23 protein-coding genes and 1 other RNA gene are annotated in these 23,938 nt (G+C 73.2%); 11 read left to right on the forward strand and 13 right to left on the reverse strand.

Annotated features, from left to right (window positions below; translation table 11 throughout):
* Window positions 1-4: 4 nt before the first annotated feature.
* Complete coding sequence (locus tag ACIPPM_RS09450) at window positions 5-3,280, reverse strand: BTAD domain-containing putative transcriptional regulator (protein ID WP_401445069.1); 3,276 nt, start codon at window positions 3,278-3,280, stop codon at window positions 5-7.
* A gap of 158 nt (window positions 3,281-3,438) precedes the next feature.
* Here ACIPPM_RS09450 and ACIPPM_RS09455 point away from each other — a divergent pair, with 158 nt between their 5' ends.
* Window positions 3,439-4,239, forward strand: coding sequence for a site-2 protease family protein (locus ACIPPM_RS09455; protein WP_401445071.1), 801 nt, complete (start codon window positions 3,439-3,441; stop codon window positions 4,237-4,239).
* Here the strand turns inward: ACIPPM_RS09455 and ACIPPM_RS09460 are convergent.
* Window positions 4,229-4,423, reverse strand: a complete 195-nt coding sequence (locus ACIPPM_RS09460) for a hypothetical protein (protein ID WP_393598977.1) — start codon at window positions 4,421-4,423, stop codon at window positions 4,229-4,231. The two genes, ACIPPM_RS09455 and ACIPPM_RS09460, sit on opposite strands and share 11 nt — an antisense overlap.
* 78 nt (window positions 4,424-4,501) lie before the next feature.
* Entirely contained in the window at window positions 4,502-5,227 is a 726-nt protein-coding gene (gene npdG, locus ACIPPM_RS09465) for an NADPH-dependent F420 reductase (protein WP_401445073.1), read from the reverse strand.
* A gap of 127 nt (window positions 5,228-5,354) precedes the next feature.
* Between npdG and ACIPPM_RS09470 the strand changes: the two genes are divergently transcribed.
* The gene (locus ACIPPM_RS09470; RefSeq protein ID WP_401445075.1) at window positions 5,355-5,951 is read left to right on the forward strand and encodes a hypothetical protein; all 597 of its coding nucleotides are present in this window, start codon (window positions 5,355-5,357) and stop codon (window positions 5,949-5,951) included.
* A gap of 70 nt (window positions 5,952-6,021) precedes the next feature.
* Here ACIPPM_RS09470 and ACIPPM_RS09475 read toward each other — a convergent pair whose 3' ends face one another.
* A complete protein-coding gene (locus tag ACIPPM_RS09475; RefSeq protein ID WP_388992861.1) occupies window positions 6,022-6,252 on the reverse strand; it encodes a hypothetical protein in 231 nt (76 codons plus the stop codon).
* 57 nt (window positions 6,253-6,309) lie between these two features.
* Between ACIPPM_RS09475 and map the strand changes: the two genes are divergently transcribed.
* Window positions 6,310-7,167 carry a type I methionyl aminopeptidase gene (map, locus tag ACIPPM_RS09480; protein ID WP_401445077.1) on the forward strand — a complete coding sequence of 286 codons (858 nt, stop codon included), beginning with the start codon at window positions 6,310-6,312 and terminating at the stop codon, window positions 7,165-7,167.
* Between the two features lie 11 nt (window positions 7,168-7,178).
* On the opposite strand, the gene ACIPPM_RS09485 is transcribed toward map, so the two are convergent.
* Entirely contained in the window at window positions 7,179-7,823 is a 645-nt protein-coding gene (locus ACIPPM_RS09485; RefSeq protein ID WP_401445079.1) for a PhzF family phenazine biosynthesis protein, read from the reverse strand.
* A 214-nt stretch (window positions 7,824-8,037) separates the two neighbouring features.
* Here ACIPPM_RS09485 and efeO point away from each other — a divergent pair, with 214 nt between their 5' ends.
* The 4 genes from efeO (at window position 8,038) to ACIPPM_RS09505 (ending at window position 12,358) form a co-directional block, all read left to right on the forward strand.
* Window positions 8,038-9,174, forward strand: coding sequence for an iron uptake system protein EfeO (efeO, locus tag ACIPPM_RS09490; RefSeq protein WP_401445082.1), 1,137 nt, complete (start codon window positions 8,038-8,040; stop codon window positions 9,172-9,174).
* A 17-nt stretch (window positions 9,175-9,191) separates the two neighbouring features.
* Complete coding sequence (gene efeB / locus ACIPPM_RS09495; protein ID WP_401445085.1) at window positions 9,192-10,445, forward strand: iron uptake transporter deferrochelatase/peroxidase subunit; 1,254 nt, start codon at window positions 9,192-9,194, stop codon at window positions 10,443-10,445.
* 3 nt (window positions 10,446-10,448) lie between these two features.
* Complete coding sequence (gene efeU / locus ACIPPM_RS09500; RefSeq protein ID WP_401445089.1) at window positions 10,449-11,291, forward strand: iron uptake transporter permease EfeU; 843 nt, start codon at window positions 10,449-10,451, stop codon at window positions 11,289-11,291.
* Window positions 11,292-11,365: 74 nt separating this feature from the next.
* Window positions 11,366-12,358: a hypothetical protein gene (locus ACIPPM_RS09505; protein WP_401445092.1), complete on the forward strand. Its 993-nt coding sequence runs from the start codon at window positions 11,366-11,368 to the stop codon at window positions 12,356-12,358.
* Between the two features lie 7 nt (window positions 12,359-12,365).
* Here the strand turns inward: ACIPPM_RS09505 and ACIPPM_RS09510 are convergent, their stop codons facing one another.
* From ACIPPM_RS09510 to ACIPPM_RS09535, 6 genes are all read right to left on the reverse strand, one after another.
* Complete coding sequence (locus tag ACIPPM_RS09510) at window positions 12,366-13,109, reverse strand: bifunctional DNA primase/polymerase (RefSeq protein WP_401445095.1); 744 nt, start codon at window positions 13,107-13,109, stop codon at window positions 12,366-12,368.
* A gap of 166 nt (window positions 13,110-13,275) precedes the next feature.
* A complete protein-coding gene (locus tag ACIPPM_RS09515) occupies window positions 13,276-14,268 on the reverse strand; it encodes a small ribosomal subunit Rsm22 family protein (protein ID WP_401445098.1) in 993 nt (330 codons plus the stop codon).
* Between the two features lie 33 nt (window positions 14,269-14,301).
* Window positions 14,302-15,351 (reverse strand): serine hydrolase domain-containing protein, encoded by a 1,050-nt coding sequence (locus ACIPPM_RS09520; RefSeq protein WP_401446392.1) that lies wholly within the window; start codon window positions 15,349-15,351, stop codon window positions 14,302-14,304.
* A gap of 77 nt (window positions 15,352-15,428) precedes the next feature.
* The gene (locus ACIPPM_RS09525; protein ID WP_401445100.1) at window positions 15,429-16,727 is read right to left on the reverse strand and encodes a multidrug effflux MFS transporter; all 1,299 of its coding nucleotides are present in this window, start codon (window positions 16,725-16,727) and stop codon (window positions 15,429-15,431) included.
* A 134-nt stretch (window positions 16,728-16,861) separates the two neighbouring features.
* On the reverse strand, window positions 16,862-18,196 hold the full coding sequence (locus tag ACIPPM_RS09530; RefSeq protein WP_401445102.1) for a D-alanyl-D-alanine carboxypeptidase family protein: 1,335 nt from the start codon (window positions 18,194-18,196) through the stop codon (window positions 16,862-16,864).
* Window positions 18,197-18,313: 117 nt separating this feature from the next.
* Window positions 18,314-18,640: a nuclear transport factor 2 family protein gene (locus ACIPPM_RS09535; protein WP_401445105.1), complete on the reverse strand. Its 327-nt coding sequence runs from the start codon at window positions 18,638-18,640 to the stop codon at window positions 18,314-18,316.
* Window positions 18,641-18,771: 131 nt separating this feature from the next.
* Between ACIPPM_RS09535 and ACIPPM_RS09540 the strand changes: the two genes are divergently transcribed.
* Window positions 18,772-19,317, forward strand: coding sequence for a DoxX family protein (locus ACIPPM_RS09540; RefSeq protein ID WP_401445108.1), 546 nt, complete (start codon window positions 18,772-18,774; stop codon window positions 19,315-19,317).
* 73 nt (window positions 19,318-19,390) lie between these two features.
* The gene (locus tag ACIPPM_RS09545) at window positions 19,391-20,539 is read left to right on the forward strand and encodes a Fic family protein (RefSeq protein WP_401445111.1); all 1,149 of its coding nucleotides are present in this window, start codon (window positions 19,391-19,393) and stop codon (window positions 20,537-20,539) included.
* A 61-nt stretch (window positions 20,540-20,600) separates the two neighbouring features.
* On the opposite strand, the gene rnpB is transcribed toward ACIPPM_RS09545, so the two are convergent.
* An RNA gene (rnpB, locus tag ACIPPM_RS09550) (RNase P RNA component class A) lies at window positions 20,601-21,001 on the reverse strand.
* Between the two features lie 107 nt (window positions 21,002-21,108).
* Between rnpB and yaaA the strand changes: the two genes are divergently transcribed.
* Window positions 21,109-21,891 (forward strand): peroxide stress protein YaaA, encoded by a 783-nt coding sequence (yaaA, locus tag ACIPPM_RS09555; RefSeq protein WP_401445114.1) that lies wholly within the window; start codon window positions 21,109-21,111, stop codon window positions 21,889-21,891.
* Window positions 21,892-21,955: 64 nt separating this feature from the next.
* Window positions 21,956-22,612 carry a bifunctional 4-hydroxy-2-oxoglutarate aldolase/2-dehydro-3-deoxy-phosphogluconate aldolase gene (locus tag ACIPPM_RS09560; RefSeq protein ID WP_401445117.1) on the forward strand — a complete coding sequence of 219 codons (657 nt, stop codon included), beginning with the start codon at window positions 21,956-21,958 and terminating at the stop codon, window positions 22,610-22,612.
* On the opposite strand, the gene ACIPPM_RS09565 is transcribed toward ACIPPM_RS09560, so the two are convergent.
* Entirely contained in the window at window positions 22,584-23,936 is a 1,353-nt protein-coding gene (locus ACIPPM_RS09565; RefSeq protein WP_401445120.1) for a bifunctional RNase H/acid phosphatase, read from the reverse strand. The genes ACIPPM_RS09560 and ACIPPM_RS09565 overlap by 29 nt on opposite strands.
* Window positions 23,937-23,938: the final 2 nt, after the last annotated feature.

Genomic DNA, 23,938 nt, shown 5'->3' on the forward strand with positions numbered 1-23,938 from the left:
GGTCTCACACCAGGGCGGTGGCCTCCACGAGGGAGAGGCCACCGCCCTCGGCGTACGCGGCGTCGTAGGCCGCGTCACCGAGCACGTCACGGATACGCGCCTCGCTGCGGTCGTACGCCCGCTGCTCCACCTGGGGGCGCAGATGCCCCTCCGGCATCAGGGCCGCCGAGGCGCCCAGGCAGCGGGCGGCGTCCAGGGCGCGGGCCCCGTCGTCGGCCATGGCCAGGGCGAGCGCGGCGACGGTGAGACAGACGGTCGGCATCTGTGGGACGACGACCTCGCACAGCGGGTCGGCGGCCAGCTCCAAGGCGCGGCGGACCGACTCCAGCGAGCGCTCCGCGTGCCCCTCCTCGGCGTCCAGCCAGGCTTCCTGGGCGAGGATCATGGCGTCGAAGACGATGAACCGGGAGAGCACGAACTCATCCCGGAGCAGCTGGAGTTGTGCGCGTGCCTCGGCGGGCCGTCCGGTGGCCAGGAGCCAGGAGGCCAGATGGAGCCGGGCCACCGGCATGGCCTCGCTGTGTCTGCCGTCCAGCTCGTGCACGACCTCGCGCAGCAGCCGTTCGCCGCGCTCCTCGTCCCCCGCCTCCAGCAGCACATTGCCGAGGCGGGCGCCGAGGACGGCCATCTGGGCGCGGGCGCCGAGGTGTTCGGCGTGCGCCATGGCGCCCTCGTAGTCGGCGGCGGCCTCGCGGTACAGGCCCTTGCGCTCATGGGCCTCGCCGCGCGCGGACAGCGCCTCGGCCAGCCCCCAGTCGTCACCGAGGCGCCGGTAGATCTCCAGCGCCTCGTCGGCGTCGCGGGTGGCGTCGCCCGCCCAGGTGGCGCGGTTGGCGAGCAGGTTGGCGCGGGTCTGGAGGGCGCCCGCCAGCTCCCATTCGTAGCCGGGGGTCGCCCGGCAGGTGCGCACGGTGGCGTCGGTGATCTCGGGCAGCCGCCCGACGCCGTTGACGAGCATCTCCGCGAACCACCAGAGCATGCCGGGTGAGCGGCAGGTCTGGGGCAGGCCGGGCCGGTAGACCTCGGTGACGACGGTCAGCTTGTCCCGTGCCGCCGGGGTCCGCCATGCCTCCATGTCGGTGTCCATGCAGGCCAGATGGGCGAGGTGCAGCCCGCGCCGGGCCTCGGCGAGGTCCTCGCCGGACAGGGGCGGCGGGATGTCGGTGCTGCGCGTCCACACCGGCTCGGCGGGCGCGGCGGGATCGGCGAACGGGTCGGGGCCGAGCGCCATGACCTCCTCGCACCAGGCCCGTACCTCCAGGCGCTGGTCGCGCATCTGCCAGTACCAGACCAGGGACAGCACCATGCACAGTCCCTCCTGCTCGTCGCGCAGGTCGACGGCGTGCCGCAGCGCGGTGCGCAGGTTCTCGTACTCCAGCTGGATGCGGTCGATCGCCTCGCGCTGGCGCGGGCCGCGCAGCAACGGGTCGGTGGTGCGGGCGAGTTCGCGGTAGTAGACGAGGTGGGCGCGCTCGGCGGCGGCGCGTTCGCCGCTCTCGTCCAGCCGTTCGGCGGCGTACTCGGCGACGGTCTCCAGCAGCCGGTAGCGCATCCCGGCACCGGCCGAAGGGGCGGCGACCACCAGGGACTTGTCGACCAGGGAGCCGAGCGCGTCCAGCGCGACGGGACCGCAGACGGCCTCGGCGGCGGCCAGGTCGCAGCCGCCCGCGAACACCGACAGCTTGCCCAGCACCTCGCGTTCGTCGGCGTCGAGCAGGTCCCAGGACCAGTCGACGACCGCGCGCAGGGTCTGCTGGCGGGGCAGGACGGTGCGGCTGCCGGAGGTGAGCAGCCGGAACCGGTCGTCGAGGCGGTCCGCGATCTGACGTGGTGTCAGCATGCGCAGCCGGGCGGCCGCCAGCTCGATGGCCAGCGGCAGGCCGTCCAGGCGGTGGCAGATCTCGGCGCACGCCTCCGGGTCGTCGGCCACCGTGAAGCCGGGGCGGGCGGCGGCGCCGCGGTGGCCGAGCAGTCGCAGTGCGACCGGCTCGGGCAGCGGCTCGACCGGGCGCAGCAACTCCCCCGGTACGCCGAGCGGTTCGCGGCTGGTGGCGAGGACGGTGAGGCGCGGGCAGTCGGCCAGCAGGCGTTCGGCGAGCCGGGCGGCGGCGTCCACGACGTGCTCGCAGTTGTCCAGGATGATCAGCATCCGGCGCCGCCCGCAGTGCTCCACCAGCCGATCGACGGGGTCGCCCCAGCGGTCGGAGGCGGCGCGCACGTTGTCGACGCCCGCTCCGTGCAGCACGGTCTCGCGGGCGCCGATGGCGGTGAGCACGGCCTGCGGTACGGCGTCCGGGTCGTCCACGGGGGCGAGTTCGGCGAGCCAGGCACCGTCGGGCGCGGTGCCCCGGACGGCTTCGGCGGCCTCCATGGAGAGCCGGGTCTTGCCCGCGCCGCCGGGCCCGAGCAGGGTGACCAGCCGGGAGGCGGCGAGGTCGGCGCCGATGGCATCGATGTCGGACTCCCGGCCGACGAACGAGGTCAGTCGGGCGGGCAGGTTGCCCGGCGCGGGCCGGGGCGGGGCCGGGGCGGGCGGCGCCGGTGCCGGACCGGTGCCCGCCAGCAGCTCGGCGTGCAGGCCCCGGAGCTCCGGGCCGGGATCGGAGCCCAGCCGGTCGGCGAGGAGGCGCCGTACCTCCTCGTAGGCGGCGAGGGCCTGGGCGGTGCGGCCGGTGTCGCGCAGGGCGCGCAGCCGCAGGGCCTGGAGGGGTTCGTCGAGGGGGTGCTCGTCGCACAGGGCGGCCAGTTCGGGCAGGGACGGCTCGGCCTGGCCGAGGGCGAGCGCGGCGGTGTGCCGGGCGCGCAGCGCGTCCAGCCTGCGGGTCTCCCAGCGGGCCGCGTCGGCGGTGCGGTCGGGCAGGTCGGCGAGGACCGGGCCGCGCCACAGGGCGAGGGCGTCGTCGAGGAGGACGGCGGCCTTGGCCGGGTCGGCGTCGGCGAGGGCGCGCAGGCCGTCGCCGGTGAGCCGGTCGAAGCGGGTGAGGTCCACGTCGTCGGGGGCGGCGGTGAGCCGGTAGCCGCCGTCCACGGAGGCGACCGCGTCGGCCCCGAGGGCCCGGCGCAGCCGTCCGACCAGCGCCTGGAGGGCGCCCGGCGCGTCGGCGGGCGGGTCGGCGCCCCACACCTCGTCGACCAGTGCCCCGGCCGGTACGGTCCGCCCGGCGCGCAGCGCGAGGACGGTCAGCAGGGCACGCAGCCGCGCGCCGCCGACGGGGACGGGGGTGCCGTCCGGACGGAGAGCCTGGGTGGTGCCGAGTAGCCGATAGCGCACGGGGTCCATTGTCCCTGGGGACGCACTCGGGGCGCCTCCGGGTTTCCGTGGCGACCCGTAAACCCGGAGGCGTCCCGGAACCCGGGGGTGGGGCCGGGACGTTCCCCTCGCATCACCGGTACGGTCGACCATCGGCACCCCCGGCACACCGAGCACTCAGGAGCCCCATGACCACCGCCCTCTCCCGTACCGGCGACCGCCGGATCAGTCCCGTGTTCGCCGGGATCGTGGCCATCACGGCGGTGACCGGGTGGGCGACCTGGACGGGGTTCGCGGCGCAGCCGGGCCTCGCGGTGTTCCTGTTCGTGACGGCCGCGTGGATCGTCTCGCTGTGTCTGCACGAGTACGCGCACGCCCGTACCGCCCTGCACAGCGGGGACATCTCGATCGGCGCCAAGGGCTATCTGACGCTGAACCCGCTGAAGTACACGCACGCCCTGCTGAGCGTCGTCCTGCCGGTGCTGTTCGTGATCATGGGCGGGATCGGCCTGCCGGGCGGCGCCGTCTTCATCGAGCGGGGCCGGATCAAGGGCCGCTGGCGGCACAGCCTGATCTCGGCGGCCGGTCCGCTGACCAACGTGCTGTTCGCGGCGGTGTGCACGGCGCCGTTCTGGCTGCAAGCGCTGGACGGCGTCCCGCGCGACTTCCGGTACGCGCTGGCGTTCCTCGCGCTGCTCCAGGTCACCGCGGCGGTCCTGAACTTCCTGCCGGTGCCGGGCCTGGACGGCTACGGGGTGATCGAGCCCTGGCTGTCGAACGGGATCAAGCGGCAGGTGGAGCCGATCGCCCCGTTCGGCCTGCTGATCGTGTTCGCGCTGCTGTGGGTGCCCTCGGTCAACCAGGTGTTCTTCGACGTGATCTACACCCTGCTGAGCGCGCTGGGCGTGGACGGCGCCTTCTCGGACTGCGGCTACTACCTGTACCGCTTCTGGTCCGAGACCCCGCAGGTGTGCTCGGTCATCCCGTGACGGACCCGGTGCCCGTGCCGGACCTGGCCCGGCCGCGCTTGACGTAGAAGAACGTCATGTTGGACGTCAGGCCCGCCAGCAGCACCCAGATGATCCCCAGCCAGCTGCCCTGGACGAAGGACACGACGGCGGCGGCCACGGCGAGCACGCAGACGGCGAGGGTGACGAGGGCGATGCGGGGCATGGGGTCGGCTCCTGTCGGGGGACACTGCTACGCCGACCAGTGTCCCCCATCGGGCCCGTGCGTCCCGCCCGGGTGCCGTCACACGTCGGTGACGCGGAGCCCGGCGTGCGCCTTGTAGCGGCGGTTGGTGGAGATCAGGTTGGCGACCAGCCCCTCCACCTGGTGGGCGTTGCGCAGCCGCCCGGCGAAGACGCCGCGCATGCCGGGGATGCGGCCGGCCAGGGCCTGCACGATGTCGGTGTCGGCCCGCTTGTCGCCGAGGACCATCACATCGGTGTCGATCTCGTCGATCTCCGGGTCCTCCAGGAGGACGGCGGAGAGGTGGTGGAAGGCGGCGGTGACGCGCGAGTCCGGGAGCAGCGCCGCGGCCTGCTGGGCGGCGCTGCCCTCCTCGACGGTGAGCGCGTAGGCGCCCTGCTTGTCGAAGCCGAGCGGGTTGACGCAGTCGACGACGAGCTTGCCCGCGAGGTCCTCGCGGAGCGACTTCAGGGTGTCCGCGTGGCCGTCCCACGGCACGGCGACGATCACGATGTCGCTGCGGCGCGCGGTCTCGGCGTTGTCGGCGCCCTCGACGCCGTGGCCCAGCTCCTCGGCGGCGGTGTGCGCCCGCTCGGCGGACCGGGAGCCGACGATCACCTTCTGCCCGGCCTTGGCGAGCCGGTGGGCGAGGCCCTTGCCCTGCGGCCCGGTGCCGCCGATCACGCCGACGGTCAGCCCGGAGACGTCGGGCAGGTCCCAGGGGTCCTTGGCGGGGGCCTTCGCGGCACCGGTACCGGTCTGCTGTGCGCTGTCGCTGGAGGTCATGGGCCGACTCTACGTCCGCGCGGGCGCCCGTACCCGGCGAGGTGGGCCGCGTCACGCGCTACCCGCAGGGGTGAACCGCGAGTGAACTGCGGTGCGCCGGTGACCGGTTGCGGCAGGATGCGGCCGCATGGACGCCGTACGGGTCGCGCTGCTGCGCGAAGTGCTCAGCGGGACCGAGTGGTTGGGGGCGACCCGCAGGTTCGCGGGGGTGCTGCGCGGCTCGGTGACGGCCCATGGCGGCGGCCTGCTGCTGGCGGGCACGGAGGCGTACGAGCCCTGGCATCTGGCCGCGCACCTGGTGGACGAGGCGGCCTGGTCCGGCACGCCCGAGCTGGCCCCCACCCTGGTCAGGCACCACGCCCGCCCCGGTGATCCGGCGCATCTGGCGGTGGGCCCCGGCCGGATCGCGGAGGCCCGGCGCGGCGAGACCCTGCTGGTGGTGGCGCCGGAGGAACCGGCCGAGCTGCTGGAGCGGGTGCACAGCGCGCGGCGGGCCGGGGTGACGGTGCTGGCGCTGGGGGCGGGCGGCGGCGAGCTGGCGGCGATGGCGCACGAGACGCTGGCGGTGCCGGACGGCGCGGAACTGGACCTGGACAGCGTGCAGCACCTGGTGAGCGCGGCGGCCGGGGAGAACGCGGGCCCGTCCAGGGCCCGGCGGGGTTTCCGGGACCGGCTGTCCCGGCTGGCGGAGACGCTGACGGCGCCCCCGGCGGCGCCCTGGTGACTCCGGGGGAAACGCGAAGCCGCCCCCACCAGCGGTGGGAGCGGCCCGGAGTCATGTCGGACGGGTGACGTCAGTCCTTGTCGGACCCGTCGGCCGGGGTGTCGTGCCAGCGCGGGTCGGTCTCCCAGTCGACGTTGCGCTCGCGTGCGGTCTCCATCGCGTGGCGCGCCTCGTCAGGGGAGGCGTAGGGACCGAAACGGTCCTTGGCGGGACACTCGGGACCCTCCTCGACCTTCTTGTGCTCCAGGCAGTAGTACCACTCGCCCGGCTTGCCCTCGGTGCGCTTCTTGAACACGGACATCAACGGCTCCTCTCGCCACCCACATGTTCCCCCATGCCCGCTGGTTAGACTCGCTGCATGTCTGGCCAGTCGCTGCTCGTACCAGGGGAGCTCTCCCCCACCCGCCCGGTGCCCGGGAACATCCGCCGCCCGGAGTACGTCGGAAAGCCCGCGCCCACGCCGTACACCGGTCCCGAGGTGCAGACGCCCGAGACGATCGAGGTCATGCGGACCGCGGGCCGTATCGCCGCGCAGGCGATGGCGGAGGCCGCGAAGATCATCGCACCCGGCGTCACCACGGACCAGCTCGACAAGGTCGCGCACGACTACATGTGCGACCACGGGGCCTACCCGTCCACGCTGGGTTACCGGGGCTTCCCGAAGTCGCTGTGCACCTCGGTCAACGAGGTCATCTGCCACGGCATCCCGGACTCGACCGTGCTCCGGGACGGCGACATCGTCAACCTGGACGTCACCGCCTACATCGGCGGGGTGCACGGCGACAACAACGCCACCTATCTGGTCGGCGAGGTGGACGAGGAGTCGCGGCTGCTGGTCGAGCGGACGCGGGAGGCGCTGAACCGGGCGATCAAGGCGGTCAAGCCCGGCCGCCAGATCAACATCATCGGCCGGGTCATCGAGTCCTACGCCAAGCGCTTCGGCTACGGCGTCGTGCGGGACTTCACCGGGCACGGCATCAACTCGTCGTTCCACTCCGGGCTGATCGTGCCGCACTACGACTCACCGCACGCCACCACGGTCATCCAGCCCGGCATGACCTTCACCATCGAGCCGATGCTGACCCTCGGCACCCACGAGTACGACATGTGGGACGACGGCTGGACCGTGGTCACCAAGGACCGCGAGCGCACGGCCCAGTTCGAGCACACCCTCGTGGTGACGGACACCGGCGCTGACATCCTGACGCTGCCGTAGGGCCCGTGTGGTCAGCGTTCCAGCACGACCCGGCCGCCGACCTCCACCCAGCCGTGCGGCTGGGGGGCGGTGAGGAGCTGGGAGCCGCGGCCCTGGGTGATGTTGAGGGCGCGGCCGAGGCGGTCGGTGAGCAGCAGCGCGGCGGCCCCGGTCGCCTCGTCCTCCGTGATGCCGTCGTCCCGGCCGGGGAAGGCGCGGGCGCGCACCCTTCCTGCCGCCTCGTCCTCCCACGCCCAGGCGTAGATCCACTCCCCCGGCGCGGGCACGGTGAGCGCGTCCACCTCGGCGGCGCTCGCGTACTGGCGCAGGGTGCGCGGCGGGGCCCACTCGGCGCGGGCCTCGATCCAGGTGAACTCGCCGTCCAGGCGGGTGCCGACCTCTCCGGCGGGTGTGACCAGTTCGGGCACGTCGAGCAGCCAGGCGGTGCCGACGCAGGGGTGGCCCGCGAAGGGCAGCCGGGAGGCGGGGGTGTAGATGTCGATCACTCCGCGCTCGGGGTCGTCCACGAACACGGTCTCGCTGAAGCCGAGTTTGGCGGCAAGCGCCTGCCGGTCGGCCCGGTCGGGCACCCGCGAGCCGTCGCGGACGACGCCGAGTTCGTTCCCGTAGCCGCCCAAGGGGCCGCAGAAGACCCGGAGTACGTCGTAGTCAGTCACCGGGGCATTGAAGCATCGCGGGCGCTTGGGCTGCTCTTTGCCGTTGCTTGAGATCGTTTTTGGGGCGCTGACATCAAGTCGTGTCTGTGATCTTTTCGTGCGGTTCGAATCCGGTATCAGGCAGAGACGGGCGGACTAAGGCTCGGGTAAGTTAGGCAAGCCTCACCAAACCGAATGGGCGGGTTCATGCCGTCCTGACCGCATGGAGCCCGTTATGCGAGCCGTCCGTCCGATCGCGATCGCTGCCACCGCGGCCGCCGCGCTGACCGCCCTGTCGGCGTGCACCGCCAAGAGCGACGCCAAGGACGGCGACGCCATCCAGGTCACCGCCGCCGACAGCACGTGCGACACCTCGGCCAAGTCCGTGCCGGCCGGCCAGGTCACGCTGAAGATCGAGAACAAGGGCTCGCGCGCCACCGAGGTCGAGATCGTCTTCCCGGACGACCGGATCGTCTCCGAGAAGGAGAACATCGGGCCGGGCACCAAGTACACGCTGACCGCCGAGGTGAAGGCGGGCTCGTACGAGATCGCCTGCCGTCCCGGCATGAAGGGCCACGGCGTCCGGCAGAAGCTCGACGTGACCGGCTCCGGCAAGACCGCGAAGCGGAACCCGGCGCTGGACGCCGCGGTCGCCGGGTACCGCCAGTACGCCCAGGACCAGGCCGACGAGACGGTCCCGCTCGCCGAGACCTTCGCCAAGGCCGTGCAGGCCGGTGACCTGGACGCCGCGAAGAAGGCGTACGCGCCCTCGCGCCTCGGCTGGGAGCGCACCGAGCCGGTCGCCGAGTCCTTCGGTGACATCGACCCCCGGGTCGACACCCGCGCCGACGGCCTGGAGGACGGCCAGAAGTGGACCGGCTGGCACAAGCTGGAGAAGTCCCTCTGGCAGGACAAGAAGCTCGGCGCCGAGGACAAGAAGCTCGCCGCGCAGCTCGTCACCGACCTCAAGGACTGGCAGCACCGGGTCGGCAAGGCCGAGATCACCCCGACCTCGATGGCCAACGGCGCCAAGGAGCTGCTGGACGAGGTCGCCACCGGCAAGGTCACCGGCGAGGAGGACCGCTACTCGCACACCGACCTGGTCGACTTCAAGGCCAACGTCGAGGGCGCGCAGAAGGCGTACGGCCTGCTGAAGCCGGTCGCCGCCAAGAACGACTCCGCGCTCACCGGTGAGCTGGACAAGCAGTTCGCGGCGCTGGACAAGCTGCTCGACAAGTACCGCCCGGCCAAGCACTCCTACGACTTCGTCTCCTACGACAAGGTCGGCAAGGACCAGCGCAAGGAGCTGTCCGACGCGGTGAACGCGCTGGCCGAGCCGCTCTCCAAGCTCGCGGCCGCGGTCGTCAAGTAGGCACGGGAGCAGGGGCGATGACGGAGAACGAGCGTGGCGGACCCTCGCGGCGCGCGCTGATCGGCTGGGGCGGTGCCGGGCTCGCGCTCGGCGCCGCCGCGGCGGGCGGCGGTGTGGCGCTGTCCGAGGGTGGCCTGGGCCTGGCGTCGGCCTCCCCGGACCAGGGGATCGCCTTCCACGGCGCCCATCAGGCGGGCATCGCCACCCCGGTGCAGGACCGGCTGCACTTCGCCGCGTTCGACGTGAAGACCGAGGACCGGGCGGAGTTCGTCCAGTTGCTGAAGGACTGGACGGCGGCGGCCCGGCTGATGACGGCCGGGAAGCCGGTCGGCGAGGGCGCGTACGGCGGGCTCGCCGAGGCCCCGCCGGACGACACCGGCGAGGCGCTGGGCCTGAGCCCCTCCCGGCTGACCCTCACCCTGGGCTTCGGGCCCTCGCTCTTCGAGCGGTTCGGGCTCGCCGACCGGCGGCCCGCCGCGCTCGCGGACCTGCCGAAGTTCCCCGGCGACAACCTGGACAGGGCCCGCACCGGGGGCGACCTCTGTGTGCAGGCGTGCGCGGACGATCCGCAGGTGGCGGTGCACGCGATCCGCAATCTGGCCCGCGTCGGCTTCGGCAAGGTCGCGGTGCGCTGGTCCCAGCTGGGCTTCGGCAAGACCTCCTCGACCACGCCGGACGCGCAGACCCCGCGCAACCTGATGGGCTTCAAGGACGGCACCCGCAACATCGCGGGCACCGAGACCGCCCGGCTGGACCAGCACGTCTGGGTGGGCGCCTCGGACGGGGGCGCCAAGTCGGCCTGGATGAGCGGGGGTTCGTACCTCGTCGCCCGGCGTATCCGGATGAACATCGAGACCTGGGACCGGACCTCGCTCCAGGAGCAGGAGGACGTGTTCGGCCGGGACAAGGGCGAGGGGGCGGCGGTCGGCAAGGCGAAGGAACACGACCCGCCGTTCCTGAAGGCGATGAAGCCGGACGCCCATGTACGGCTCGCCCACCCCGACTCCAACGACGGGATCACCATCCTGCGCCGGGGATACTCCTTCACCGACGGCACGGACGGGCTCGGCCGCCTGGACGCGGGCCTGTTCTTCCTGGCCTACCAGCGTGACGTGCGCGAGGGCTTCATCCCGCTCCAGCGGCGGCTCTCCGCGCAGGACGCGCTCAACGAGTACATCCAGCACGTGGGTTCGGCGGTCTTCGCGGTCCCGCCCGGTGTCCGTGACTCCCACGACTGGTGGGGCCGGGCGCTGTTCTCCAAGGAGGCGTAGTCCGTGTTCTCCAACTACCTGATCGGTCTGCGCGAGGGTCTTGAGGCGTCGCTCGTCGTCTGCATCCTGATCGCCTACCTGGTCAAGACCGGCCGCCGGGAGGCCCTGAAGCCGATCTGGACCGGCATCGCCATCGCGGTCGCGCTCGCGCTGGGCTTCGGCTGCGCGCTGGAATTCGGCTCCCAGGAGCTGACGTTCCAGGCGCAGGAGGCACTGGGCGGCTCACTGTCCATCGTCGCGGTGGGCCTGGTGACGTGGATGGTGTTCTGGATGCGGCGCACCGCCCGGCACCTCAAGTCCGAGCTGCACGGCCGTCTCGACGCCGCCCTCGCCATGGGTACGGGCGCGCTGGTCGCCACCGCGTTCCTCGCCGTCGGCCGGGAGGGGCTGGAGACCGCGCTGTTCGTGTGGGCGTCGGTGCACGCGGCGAGCGACGGCACCCCGCGCCCGCTGATCGGCGTCGCCCTCGGTATCGCCACGGCGGTGCTGCTGGGCTGGCTGTTCTACCGGGGCGCGCTGCGCATCAACCTGGCGAAGTTCTTCACCTGGACCGGCGGCATGCTGGTCGTGGTCGCGGCGGGCGTGCTGGCGTACGGCGTCCACGACCTCCAGGAGGCGGGCTGGGTGCCGGGCCTGACGGACCTGGCCTTCGACATCAGCGACACCATCCCGCCGGACAGCTGGTACGGGACGCTGCTCAAGGGCGTGTTCAACTTCCAGCCGGACCCGACGGTCGTCCAGCTCACGGTCTGGCCGCTGTATCTGGTGCCGGTGCTCACGCTGTTCCTGCTTCCCTCCCGTCTCTCCGGCCGCACGGGCGAGACCGCGGCGAGCGCGGCGAAGTAGCCGCCTCCGGGGGTCCGGCTCCCTTTCCCTCCCGGTAGGGTTCGCCTCCGGGAAGGGGAAGGTGAAGTCGCCTCATGAGCAGGGATCGCAGCCGCCGCGGGCTACGCGGCCGGAACCGGAGGGCACTCATAGCGGCCTCGCTGACCGCGATGACGCTGCTGACGAGCGGATGCGTCGTCGTGCACGGCGAACGCGAGCTGCTGCCCGCCGCCACCCGCGCCGAGGCCGCCCGCGCTCTCACGGGGTTCACCGACGCGTACAACAAGGCCGACCGGGCCTTCGACAGCTCCCTGGACGCCGGGCACGTCACCGGGGCGTTCGCCGCGATCGACTCCGCCCGGCTGCGGGCGGGCCACGCCAACAGTCCGGGCGGCAACTCCCGGCACGTGCCGCTGACGCTGACCGACGCGAAGTTCACCATCCCGAAGAAGCCGGGCTGGCCGCGGTGGTTCGTCGCGGACGCCAAGGGCAGCAAGGGCGGCAGCGCCCGCTGGCTGATGGTGTTCCTCCGCGACGGACTCGGCGAGCCGTGGCGGGTGTCGTACGTGACGCTGGTGCCGCCCGCCAAGGTCCCGAGGTTCCGGCTGGACGCGGACGGCTGGGCCGAGGCGGTGCCCGCCGGGTCCACCGCTGAGGCGGTCCCGCCGGGCGAGCTGAGCGAACGGTACGCGGCGTATCTGCGCGACGGCGGGAAGACGTTCGCCGACGGGCCCAGCACCAGTGGCTGGCGTACGGTCCGGGCCGGGCAGGCACGGCGGCCGGGGCTGGTGCGGCAGTACGTCGACGAGCCGCTGACCCGCGACGACTTCGCGCCGCTCGCGCTGCGCACCGCGGACGGTGGCGCGCTGGTCTTCTTCGCCTCGCACCACTACGAGAAGCGGACGGCTGCCGCCGGGACGTCGGTGGTCGTCCCCAACCAGGACGTGCGGGCGCTGACCAAGGGTGAGGTGAAGCAGTCCCTGACGCTGGAGTTCGTCTCCAACCAGGCCGCGCTCGACCCGTCCGGCGGGGGGCCGGTGTCGGTGCTGGGACGGGTGCAGGGGCTGACTGCCGCGCAGGGCGAGTAGGCGTGGGTCAGTGGCGGGACGGCCAAGCCGTGGCCGCGTGCTGGTCGGTGGCCGTGGCGGCGTAGCGGGCGCAGGCGTCGGTGAGGGATTCCAGGAGGGTCAGGGGTTCGGGCAGCGGGTGCTCGGGGCCGCGGACCCAGCGGACCCCCCGGTCGGGGTCACCGGGGAGCCGGGCCGGGGGGACGAGGACGTAGGAGCCGCGGCAGTGCCAGCGCAGGCCCGGGTGCTCGTCCATGGTCTCGGGGTGGCAGTCCAGCTCGCAGGGCCACCACTCGTCCTCGTCCTCGGGGGTGCCGCGGGTCTCGGTGAAGAACAGCATGCGGCCGTCGTCGCTCTCGGCGACCGGGCCGACCTCGACGCCCGCGCCGAGGAGCCGGTCCAGGGCGGCCCGCCCGGCCTCCAGGGGGACGTCGAGGACGTCGTGGGTCATGCCGGTGGCGGTGATGAAGTTGGCGTCGGGCTGGTCGCGGGCCCACCGCTCGATCTGGGCGCGGTCGGTGGTCGACTGGGTCTGCCAGGCGAAGGACACCGGGTGCCGGGCCGGGGTGGGACAGCCGACCCGGTCGCAGGAACAGCCGTAACCGGGGGCGGGATACGCGGCGAGCGCCAGGGGCAGCCCGGCCGCGGCGGTGGCGAGCAGCAGCGACTCCCGGCCGCCGTCAGCGGCGGTCTCGTCCTTGGGACGCCGTCCGCGCAGCCACTGGGAGATCTTGCCCTGGCGGCCGGACCGGCCGCCGAACGTCGCGCTCATCTGTCCCCTCGCCTCGCTGTGGTGCGGACAGCATGCCTCATCGTCGCACCTTCCTGCGCGCCGGGGAGCCCGAGCACGGATATGAAGGAACCTGGCGAGACATACCTCACAATGGAGGGGTATGCGCGATTTTCCCCTTTCTTTGCCAGGAATGGGCGTTCGAGGGCTAGGCGTCGTCCAGCGGCGGCCAGGCGTCGCCCCACTCGGCGTCACGGGCCGCCCTGTACAGCGCGCCGTGCCGCTTGGTGACGGTGGCCCGCTTCAACTCCTCGTCCGCCTCGCACAGTTCGAGCAGCACCTGCCCCTTGCGGAGCTGCGGGCGCCGGACGATCCGGGCGGGCGCCGGGTCGGCGGGCAGCCGGGTCGCGGCGACGTAGCTGAACTTCTCGTCCTCGTACGCCAGTGAGCCGCCCTTGACCTGGCGGTGCAGCGAGGAGCGGCTGACGCGCGCGGCGAAGTGGCACCAGTCGGTGCCGGGCACGATCGGGCACGGCGCGCTGTGCGGGCAGGGCGCGGCGATACGGAACCCGGCCGCGATCAGCCGGTCGCGGGCCTCGATGATCCGCTCGTACCCGGCCGGGGTGCCCGCCTCCACGATGACGACGGACCGCGCGGCGCCGGCCGCCGCGTCGACGAGGGCGGCGCGGTCGGGCTCGGACAGCTCGTTGAGGACGTAGGACACGGTGACCAGGTCGGTCTCCGGCAGCTCCAGCGCGGCCCCGATCCGGGCCCGCCGCCACTCGGCGCCGCGCAGCGCGGGGTGCGCACCGGCGATCTCCCGGCCGAGCGCGAGCGCGGGCTCGGCCCAGTCCAGCACGGTCACCGGTCGTTCCCCGTCCCAGGTGGCGGCCACGGCCCAGGTCGCGGCGCCCGTCCCGCCGCCGATGTCCACATGGCTGCCGGGCACCCACTCGGGCACCGCGTCCGCGAACGCCTCCAGCGCCGAGCGCACCGCCTCGAACGTGGCGGGCATCCGGTACGCGGCGTAGGCCGCCACGTCGGCCCGGTCCCGCAGGATCGGCGCGTTCGTCGGGGTGTCCCCCCGGTAGTTGGCGATGAGCCGCTCGACAGCGGACGCCGCCTGCCGCGGCGGCAGCCCGTCCAGCACCCCGGCAAGGGTGGAACGGAGGGTATCGGCGGTGGGGGTGGGGGCGTTCACCGGACGATTCTCTCAGGTGCGGGGAGACACCATCTAGGCGTCCCGTACCGCCTTGGCCAGGCGGCTCGCCAGGGCCGCGCGGGGGTGGCTGTCGGGGCCGCGGCGTACCGGGTGGACCGTGTTCGCCAGCAGGACGAGGAACGTGTCCGTCGCCGGGTCCAGGACCAGGGAGGTGCCGGTGAAGCCGGTGTGACCGGCGGCGCCCTGTCCCGACAGGGTGCCCATGAACCAGGGCTGGTCGATGGCGAAGCCCAGGCCGGGCGGGGTGAGGAGGAGCTCCACGAAGTCGGGGCCGAGGATGCGGGCGGGGCCGTACGCGCCGCCCGCGAGCAGGGCGCGGCAGAAGACGGCGAGGTCGGGGCCGGTGGAGAACAGTCCGGCGTGGCCCGCGACCCCGCCGAGCGCCCAGGCGTTCTCGTCGTGGACGACGCCCCGCAGCATCCCCCGGTCCGCCTTGGCCCAGGGTCTGCGCTGGTCCTCGGTGGCCGCCGCCTCGGGGCGCGGCCCGTAGGAGGTCGCCGTCATGCCCAGCGGGCGGGTGATGCCGTCGGCGATCAGGACGTCCAGGGTGCGCCCGGTGATCCGCTCCAGCACGAACTGGAGGAGCAGCATGCCGAGGTCGGAGTACAGATACTCCCCCACCTTCTCGGTGGGCGGCTCGGCGCGGAGCCGGGCGAGGCGGGCGGTGAGGTCGGGGCAGTCGTAGAGCGGGAGTTCGGGCGCGAGCCCGGCGGTGTGGGTGAGCAACTGCCTTACGGTGACGTCGTGTTCGGCGGCCCCGGTGAACTCGGGCAGGTACGCGCCCACGCGGGCGTCGATGCCAAGGGTGCCCCGCTCGATCTGCTGGAGTGCCGCGACGGACGTGAACAGCTTGGTGAGCGAGGCCAGGTCGAAGGGGGTGTCGAGGGTGACCGGCACCCGTTCGGCGGGCGGGAGTTCGACGCCGGTGCCGGACTCCGGGTCCCAGGCGGCGTACCGCACGGCCCAGCCCGACGGCTCGGCGACGGCGATCACCGGGCCGCGCCCGGCCACGGCGACGGCTCCGGCAGCCCAGGGGTGGGCTCCGGCGGTGAGGGCGTGCAGGTCGTCGGTGAGGCGGGCCATCCCCGCCGGGTCGAGCCCGGCCCGCTCGGGGGTGCCGGGACGGAGTCTCGGTGCGCTCAGTGGTCCCCTCCTTCTGGTCCTTCTGGTCCTTCTGCGCCCGCCTTCCAGGGACGGCACAGTCCCATGAAGCAGGCGCCCGCCACCAGCGCGGCCGCCAACTGGACGACGGCCATCGGGACGGCGGTGCCCTCCCCGGCGATCCCGACGAGCGGGGAGGCGACCGCGCCGATGAGGAACGAGGTCGTCCCGAGCAGCGCGGAGGCGGACCCGGCGGCGTGCCGGGTGCGCAGCAGGGCGAGGGCCTGGGTGTTGGGCATGGTGAAGCCCATCGCCGACATCAGCACGAACAGCGCGGCGGCGACGGGCGCGAGCCCCACCTCGCCGAACACCCCGGTGGCCATCAGCAGCAGCGCGGTCGCGGCCAGCACGATCACCGCGAGGCCGCAGCCGAGCACCCGGTCCAGCCGGACCCGGCCGACCAGCAGCTTGCCGTTGATCTGCCCGGCGATGACCAGGCCGACCGAGTTGAGCCCGAACAGCAGGCTGAAGGTCTGCGGGGAGGCGCCGTAGACCTCCTGGACGACGAAGGGCGACGCCGAGACGTACGCGAAGAGCGCGGCGAAGGCGAAGCCGCCGGTGAGGAGGAAGCCGGTGAAGGGCAGGTCGGCGAGGAGGCCGCGCATGGTGCGCAGGGACTCCTTCACCCCGCCCCGGTGCCGTTCGGCGGGCGGCAGCGTCTCGGGCAGCCGCAGCCAGACCAGCGCGGTGAGCACCGCCCCGATGCCGGTGAGGACGACGAAGACGCCCCGCCAGTCGGTCACCCGGAGGATCTGCCCGCCGATCAGCGGGGCGACGATCGGGGCGACCCCGGATATCAGCATCAGGGTGGAGAAGAAGCGGGCCATGGCGACCCCGTCGTAGAGGTCGCGTACGACGGCCCGCGCGATGACGATCCCGGCCGCGCCCGCGAGGCCCTGCGCCAGCCGGAAGGCGACCAGGGTCTCGACGGTGGGCGCGAGCGCGCACAGGGCGGTGGCGACGAGGTACACGGCGAGCCCGGTGAGCAGGGGGCGCCGTCGCCCCCACCGGTCGCTCATCGGGCCGACGACCAGTTGCCCGAGCGCCATCCCGGCCAGGCAGGCGGTGAGGGTGAGCTGCACGGTCGCGGCGGGCGCGTGCAGGGTGCGGGTGACCTCCGGCAGCGAGGGCAGGTACATGTCCATCGCGAGCGGGGTGGTGGCGGTGAGCGCCCCCAGCAGGAAGGTGACGAGCACCCCGCGCGGCGGCCCCGCGACCACGGCCGTCTCCCGGACGGCCGCCACCTCCGACGCCGTCACGGCATGCCGCTCACCCATGAAACCCCTCCCAGCCAACACCCCGGACGACGCCTCCCATGGTCTCAGCTCGAACAGGGTGCGGGGGACGTGTGTACGAAGCTGGCCGACGACCAGGGGAGGACGACGGCCGATGCGGCCGCCGCCCGGAGGGGTCAGCGGCGGTGGCGGCCGCCCTGCTGGGGGGCTTCGGCGGGCGTCTCCGTCGGACGGGCCCGGCGTCGGCCGCCCTGGCGCGGGACGGTCTCGGCGGGGGTGTCCGCCGCGGGGGCTCGGCGTCGGCCGCTCGGCGGCGCTTCGGCGGAGGCGGGGGCCGGGACTGGAGCCGGGGCTGGGGCGCCCGCCGTACTGGCCCGGCGGCGGCGCAGCAGGGCCCAGGCGCCCGCGCCCAGCAGGGCCGCCGTGCCCGCCGCGCCCTCGGTGAGGCGGAGGGCGGACGGGCCGGCCGGGGTGACGTCGGCATGGGCCTGCTTGCGCACCGGGACCGGGCTGACGGTCGGGCTGTTGCCGTCGGTGCCGCCGGGTGCGGCGAGCAGGCCGACCGGCTGGGCGGCGCGGCCGGGGCCGAAGCCCCAGTCGAGGAGGGCGGCGGTCTGCTCGTAGACGGCGTTGCTGCCCTCGGTGGGGTGCATCACGGTGACCAGCAGGGTGCGGCCGCCGCGGGTGGCGGCGCCGGTGAAGGTGTTGCCCGCGTGGCTGGTGTAGCCGTTCTTGACCCCGAGCAGCCCCGGGTACGGCGTGAGCCCGAACGCGCCGGTGAGCAGGCGGTCGGTGTTCTGGATCTGGAAGGTCTTCTTGCCGCCCGCCGGGAAGTCGGCGGTACGGGTCCCGCAGTGGCGCCGGAAGTCGGGGTTCTCGAGCCCCGCGCGGGCGAACAGCGTGAGGTCGTACGCGGAGGAGATCTGTCCCTTGTGGTCGAAGCCGTCCGGGCTGACCACATGGGTGTCGAGGGCGTGCAGGTACTCGGCCCTGGCCTGCATCTCGGCGACCGTGCGGGCGACACCGCCGTTCAGGTGGGCCAGCACGTGCACGGCGTCGTTGCCGGAGCGCAGGAACACGCCCTGCCAGAGCTGCTCGACGGTGTACGTGGTCCCGGCCTGGACGCCGACGAGGCTGGACCCGGACGGTATGTCGGCGAGGTCGGCGTCGGTGACCCGGTGGCGCTGGGCGGGGTCGAACTTGGGCAGCACGGTGTCCGCGAACAGCATCTTCAGCGTGGACGCGGGCGCGAGGCGGCGGTGGGCGTTGAAGGAGGCGAGCACCTCCCCGGTGTCCCGGTCGGCGACGAGCCACGCCGCGGCGGTGAGCTTTTTCGGCAGACCGGCCGCGCGCACCTGGACCCCGGCGCGGGCCAGCCGTTCACCGCCGACGGCGTTCGTCCCCGCGGATCTCGCCCCGGCGGCGGAGGCGGGGGCGGTGGCGGTCAGGGGGACGGCGGCGGCCGCGAGACCGAGGAGGGCACGTCGGCTGAGCGGGGAACATTCACGCACCCGGGGACCGTACACCGGCTCCGAAGGGCCCTTACCCGGGGGAGGTGTTTCCCCGGCCAGGACTTTGCACTCTTATGAAAGTCCGATGGACCGATGGCATGCCGGGTGTCGTGTGCCCTATGCCTGACCTGTCTCGAACCGCGAGATCCGCCCGTCGTCGGCCACGGTGAACGTCCACCGGGTCCGCATCTCGCCCCAGGTGTCGTTGCGGTACCGGGCGACGAGCGCGCGGCCGCCCCGGGACTCGTTGTCGACCTCGAAGTGGCCGTGGGTGGAGAAGATCTCCTGGTCGATCCAGACGGCGAGGTCGTGGTCGGCGCCGTCGTCGGCCATGGTCGCGCCGGGCGCGAGGAGGGACATGAAGCCTTCGCGGTCATGGGAGTTGACGGCGTGCACGAAGGCCCTCACGGCCGGGTCGCGCAGCTTGGCGGGCTGAATCGTCATGGCGTCAGGCTCACACCGCTCCCCGCGCCCTGCCACCGGACGTCCGCCACCCGGACGCCCGTGCCGGGAGGCCGGACGGGGGACCCGGTGCGACGGTGGACTGACCGTGGACGCGAGGGAAGGGAGTCACCATGACCTGTTACGACCGACGCGATGTGGGCCTGCTGCTGCTCCGGCTGAGCACCGGCGGGGTACTGGCCGCGCACGGCGCGCAGAAGCTGTTCGGCTGGTTCGGCGGGCACGGCCTGGAGGGCACCGGCCAGTTCATGGAGTCCGTCGGCTTCGCACCGGGGAAGGCGAGCGCGACGGCGGCGGGCGCGGCGGAGGCGGGCGGAGGCGTCCTGCTGGCCCTGGGCCTCGCGACCCCCGTGGCGGGCGCGGCGGCGGCCGGCGCGATGGCGGGCGCGGCGGCCCTGCACGTCCCCAACGGCTTCTTCGCCCAGGAGGGCGGCTACGAGTACGCGGCGAGCCTCGGCCTGGCCGCGGCGGGCCTCGCCGTCACGGGCCCCGGCCGCCTCTCCCTGGACCACCTCCTCGGCCACGTCTTCGACCGCAACTGGATGGTCCCGACCGCCCTCGGCGTCACGGCCGCCGTCACGGCAGCGGTCATCGGCGCCCGAAGCCGCCGCCTGCGGGAGACGGTGATCACGGAGCAGGAGGTGCTGTTCGAGGAGTAGAGCGCCTGCGACCGCGGCGCGACCACGCCCCTGCGCCGTCGACAGGATGACACCATGTGGGTATCATCCTGTCATGCTGTACGAGATGCCCCGCCTCACCGTTGCCGACCATCACGTCCTGGACGAGATCGCCCAGATGCGTCGCGACTTGCGCCATGCCGTGCAGCGAGCACCCACCAAATGGACTCTTGACCTGAGGCGCCATCTGACCGCGTCAGCCATTGCCGCCTCCAACACGATCGAGGGTTACAAGGTGGACGCCCGGGACGTCGCCGATCTCATGGACGACGCCCAGGAGAAGGTGGATGTCACCGATGCGAACCGTGCGGAGACTGTCGCCTATCAGCAGGCGATGACCTACATCCAGTCTCTGCATGGCGCACCCGATTTCGAGTACAGCAAGGGCCTGCTCAATGCTCTGCACTGGATGCTGCAGGGGCACCACCACCCTCGGAAGCTCGCCGGGCAGTGGCGGCAAGGCCCCATCTTCATCACCGCGGTCGGCGACCCGCACGCGACGGAATATGAGGGCCCGCACGAAGACGTCGTGGCCGACCTGATGGCTGAGCTGGTCGACTGGCTCAACACCGGCGACATGGATTCCGACCCGCTGGTGCGCGCCGCGATGGCGCACTTCAATCTTGTCAAGATTCATCCGTGGGCAGATGGCAACGGCCGCATGTCCCGCTCCCTGCAAACTCTCCTGATCTCCAGAGAAGGCGTTCTCGCACCCGAGTTTTCCTCCATCGAGGCATGGCTGGGAATGCCCGGTCACACGTGGGACTACTACAAGGTTCTGCGCGAGGTCGGCGGGCCCGTCTACAGCCCGAAGCGAGACGCTGCTCCGTGGATACGATTCAATCTTCGCGCTTATCACGAGCAGACCCAGAGCGTGCAGCAACGCGTCAACCGGTCCAACACGTGCTGGATCCAACTCGATGAGCAGCGCGATGCCCTTGATGTTTCCGAGCGTCAGGTCACCGCTCTGCATGAAGTCTCGATGACTGGACGGGTGCGTCGTTCGCGGTACGAGAAGGCAGAAGGGATCAGCGAGCAGCAGGCGCAGCGCGATATGCAGCATCTGATGCGTCAAAATCTACTGACGCCCGTCGGCAACACAAAGGGGCGCTATTACGTTCCTGGTGACCGCTATCCACAGGAAGTCCTGGCCACTGCTGCCGCGCGGCACACCATTCGCGACCCCTACGACGGTGCCGCCTGATCATGGCCCGCGCGCGCCCGGCGGAGTAGTCGGCGTTGCCCCTTCTTGCGGGGGGGTACGACAGACGAGTCGGGCTGTACGCCGGGTTCTGTTCCGGGGGCCCTCGCGGGCGTCCCGGTGACGGCCATCCATCTAGGGCCGGTGTTGCCACCGGCCTCGTGCGGTCTACCCGCGGACTCGGGCGGGCAGCCCTCGATCGTCCGCGCAGAAACACCGGGGTGTTTCCTTTTGACCTTGCTCCGGGTGGGGTTTACCTAGCTGCCCAGGTCACCCTGGGCACTGGTGGTCTCTTACACCACCGTTTCACCCTTACCCCGCGCCGAGGCGCGAGGCGGTCTGTTCTCTGTGGCACTGTCCCGCGAGTCGCCTCGGGTGGCCGTTAGCCACCACCCTGCCCTGTGGAGCCCGGACGTTCCTCGGGAAGCCCCCTAAGGGACTCCACGCGGCCGTCCGCCCGGCTCGTCTGCCGTGCCGACCATGGTACCGGGCCGGGCGGGCGGCGCCGACCGCCGCCGGAGGCCCGTACGCTGGCGCGGAGGCCGAGAACGCCGAGAACAAGGAGTCCGTCCGTGCTGGTCCTGCTGCCCCCGTCGGAGGGAAAGGCGTCCTCGGGTCGGGGTGCCCCGCTGAAGCCCGAGTCGCTGTCCCTGCCCGGTCTCGCCGCCGCCCGGCGGGCCGTGCTCGCCGAGCTGGTCGAGCTGTGCGCCGGGGACGAGGAGAAGGCCCGCGAGGTGCTGGGGCTGAGCGAGGGGCTGCGCGGCGAGGTCGCCAAGAACGCCGGGCTGCTCACGGCCGGTGCCCGGCCCGCCGGTGAGATCTACACCGGTGTCCTCTACGACGCCCTCGGTCTGGCCACCCTCGACCCCGCCGCCAAGCGCCGCGCGGCCCGCTCGCTGCTGGTGTTCTCCGGCCTCTGGGGCGCGATCGGCGTCACCGACCGCATCCCCTCCTACCGCTGCTCGATGGGCGTCAAGCTGCCCGGTCTGGGCGCGCTGGCCGGGCACTGGCGGGCACCGATGGCCGAGGTACTGCCCGAGGCGGCCGGGGGCGGCCTGGTGCTGGACCTGCGCTCCGCCGCGTACGCCGCCGCCTGGAAGCCGAAGGGCGAGGTCGCGGGGCGCACGGCGACGGTACGGGTGCTGCACGCGCCCACCCGCAAGGTGGTCAGCCACTTCAACAAGGCGACGAAGGGCCGTATCGTCCGCGCCCTGCTCACCGAGGGCACCGCGCCGAAGGACCCGGCCGAGCTGATCGTCGCGCTGCGGGATCTCGGGTACGAGGTGGAGGCGGCGGCACCGGAGAAGGCCGGGAAGCCGTGGGCGCTGGACGTGCTGGTGGACGAGGTTCACTGAAGGTCCGTTGCATTCTGCGCAACGTTCGTTGCGCACGCTGCCACTGCTGGGCACGATGGCGTCCATGACCTCAGCCGCGCCCTCGCCCGCCTCCGTACTGGATCTCGCGCCCGTCCTCCCCGTCGTCGTGCTCTCCGACGCCGCCGACGCCGTGCCGCTGGCGCGGGCGCTGGTCGCCGGGGGGCTGCCCGCGATCGAGGTCACGCTGCGGACGCCCGCCGCGCTGGACGGCATCCGAGCCATCGCCGAAGAGGTGCCCGAGGCGGTGGTGGGCGCCGGGACGGTGATCACACCGGAGCAGGTGACGCGGTGCGTGGCGGCCGGGGCGCGGTTCCTGGTCTCCCCCGGCTGGACCGAGTCGCTGCTCGCGGCGATGCGGGGGTCCGGGGTGCCGTTCCTGCCGGGGGTGTCGACCACCTCGGAGGTGGTGGCGCTGCTGGAGCGCGGGGTGCGCGAGATGAAGTTCTTCCCGGCCCAGGCGGCGGGCGGTACGGCCTATCTGAGGTCCCTCGCCGGACCGTTGCCCGACGCCCGCTTCTGTCCCACCGGCGGGATCGCCGAGGCGAGCGCGCCGGAGTATCTGGCGCTGCCCAACGTGGGCTGCGTGGGCGGCAGTTGGATGGTCCCGGCGGACGCGGTGGCCGCCGGGGACTGGGCCCGGATCGAGGAGCTGGCGCGGGGTGCGGCCGGGCTCAGGGACGCAGGTGGGACGTGTCGTTGAAGAGCCGTACGCTCGCGTTGCCGTCGGCGTAGTACGCCACCGCCGACAGTGAGGCGGCCGACAGCTCCATCCGGAAGAGGGACTCCGGCGGGGCGCCCAGGGCGAGCCGCAGCAGGGTCTTGATCGGCGTGACGTGGGTGACCAGCAGGACCGTACGGCCCTGGTACTCGGCCACCAGCCGGGCGCGGGCCTCCTCGATCCGCTCGGCGGTCTCCGCGAAGCTCTCCCCGCCCCCGGTGGGGTGCGCCGAGGGGTCGCCGAGCCAGGCGTTCAGGTCGTCCGGGTAACGCTCGCGGGCCTCCCCGAAGGTCAGCCCCTCCCAGGCGCCGAAGTCCGTCTCGCGCAGCCCGTCGTCGACGCTCACGTCCAGCCCCAGCCGGGCCGCGACGATCCCCGCGGTCTCCCGCGTACGGGCCAGCGGCGAGGCGACGACAGCCTGCACGGTCCCCCGCCGCGCCAGCGACCCGGCCACCCGCCGGGCCTGCTCCTGGCCCACCTCCGACAGCGCGGGATCGCTCCCCCCGCTCCCGGAGAACCGCTTCTGCGGAGTGAGCGGCGTCTCCCCGTGCCGCAGCAGCACGAAGGTCGCGGGCGCCCCGAGATCGGGCGCGGCACTCCAGCCGGGCGAGGCGGTGGTCGCGGAGGCGACGGTACGGGCGGCACGGGTGTCGGCCTGCTGCGGTTCGGCTGCGGACTCGGCCGGTCCGGGGGCTTGGCGGTAGGTCGAAGGTGCCGGGGCTTGCGAGTCCGCCTCGCTGATCCCAGCCGCCGAAGCGTCCGCGCCGGGACCGCCCTCGCCCGCCGCACGCACCCCCCGCCCCAGCGCCGCCCGTACGGCCGCCGCGCCCGCGCGGGCGTCGCCGGGCGGACCCTCGGGCTCGACGAACGCCGGGGTGCGGGGCGTCCACGTCTCGCCCTTAGCACCCGCGTCCATCGCCTCGTTGGCCAGCCGGTCCGCGTGCTTGTTCCGCTCGCGCGGAATCCACTCGTAGGTGACCCGGCCGGGCGGGAAGACCGAGCGGGCCTCGGTGGCCAGGGGCCGCATGTCGGGGTGCTTGATCTTCCAGCGGCCCGACATCTGCTCGACGACGAGCTTGGAGTCCATCCGCACGGCGACCCGCGCCTCGGGGTCGAGGGCGTGGGCGGCGCGCAGGCCGGCGACGAGGCCCCGGTACTCGGCGACGTTGTTGGTGGCGACGCCGATGAACTCGGCGGCCTCGGCCAGGGTCTCCCCCGTGGCCGCGTCACTCACCGCGGCCCCGTACCCGGCCGGGCCGGGGTTGCCCCGCGACCCGCCGTCGGCCTCGACGACGAACTCCCGCACGT

Source organism: Streptomyces sp. NPDC090119, assembly GCF_044747085.1.
In the GTDB taxonomy this organism is placed as follows: domain Bacteria; phylum Actinomycetota; class Actinomycetes; order Streptomycetales; family Streptomycetaceae; genus Streptomyces.

What these genes read in the sequence shown, in the direction of transcription:
- ACIPPM_RS09545 (WP_401445111.1), top strand. Translation starts at nt 19,391, where the DNA reads ATGCTGTACGAGATGCCCCGCCTCACCGTTGCCGACCATCACGTCCTG.
- ACIPPM_RS09470 (WP_401445075.1), top strand. Translation starts at nt 5,355, where the DNA reads ATGGACGCCGTACGGGTCGCGCTGCTGCGCGAAGTGCTCAGCGGGACC.
- ACIPPM_RS09460 (WP_393598977.1), bottom strand. Translation starts at nt 4,423, where the DNA reads ATGCCCCGCATCGCCCTCGTCACCCTCGCCGTCTGCGTGCTCGCCGTG.
- ACIPPM_RS09505 (WP_401445092.1), top strand. Translation starts at nt 11,366, where the DNA reads ATGAGCAGGGATCGCAGCCGCCGCGGGCTACGCGGCCGGAACCGGAGG.
- ACIPPM_RS09560 (WP_401445117.1), top strand. Translation starts at nt 21,956, where the DNA reads ATGACCTCAGCCGCGCCCTCGCCCGCCTCCGTACTGGATCTCGCGCCC.
- ACIPPM_RS09455 (WP_401445071.1), top strand. Translation starts at nt 3,439, where the DNA reads ATGACCACCGCCCTCTCCCGTACCGGCGACCGCCGGATCAGTCCCGTG.
- map (WP_401445077.1), top strand. Translation starts at nt 6,310, where the DNA reads ATGTCTGGCCAGTCGCTGCTCGTACCAGGGGAGCTCTCCCCCACCCGC.
- ACIPPM_RS09535 (WP_401445105.1), bottom strand. Translation starts at nt 18,640, where the DNA reads ATGACGATTCAGCCCGCCAAGCTGCGCGACCCGGCCGTGAGGGCCTTC.
- npdG (WP_401445073.1), bottom strand. Translation starts at nt 5,227, where the DNA reads ATGACCTCCAGCGACAGCGCACAGCAGACCGGTACCGGTGCCGCGAAG.
- efeO (WP_401445082.1), top strand. Translation starts at nt 8,038, where the DNA reads ATGCGAGCCGTCCGTCCGATCGCGATCGCTGCCACCGCGGCCGCCGCG.
- ACIPPM_RS09525 (WP_401445100.1), bottom strand. Translation starts at nt 16,727, where the DNA reads ATGGGTGAGCGGCATGCCGTGACGGCGTCGGAGGTGGCGGCCGTCCGG.
- ACIPPM_RS09540 (WP_401445108.1), top strand. Translation starts at nt 18,772, where the DNA reads ATGACCTGTTACGACCGACGCGATGTGGGCCTGCTGCTGCTCCGGCTG.
- ACIPPM_RS09450 (WP_401445069.1), bottom strand. Translation starts at nt 3,280, where the DNA reads ATGGACCCCGTGCGCTATCGGCTACTCGGCACCACCCAGGCTCTCCGT.
- efeB (WP_401445085.1), top strand. Translation starts at nt 9,192, where the DNA reads ATGACGGAGAACGAGCGTGGCGGACCCTCGCGGCGCGCGCTGATCGGC.
- ACIPPM_RS09510 (WP_401445095.1), bottom strand. Translation starts at nt 13,109, where the DNA reads ATGAGCGCGACGTTCGGCGGCCGGTCCGGCCGCCAGGGCAAGATCTCC.
- ACIPPM_RS09475 (WP_388992861.1), bottom strand. Translation starts at nt 6,252, where the DNA reads ATGTCCGTGTTCAAGAAGCGCACCGAGGGCAAGCCGGGCGAGTGGTAC.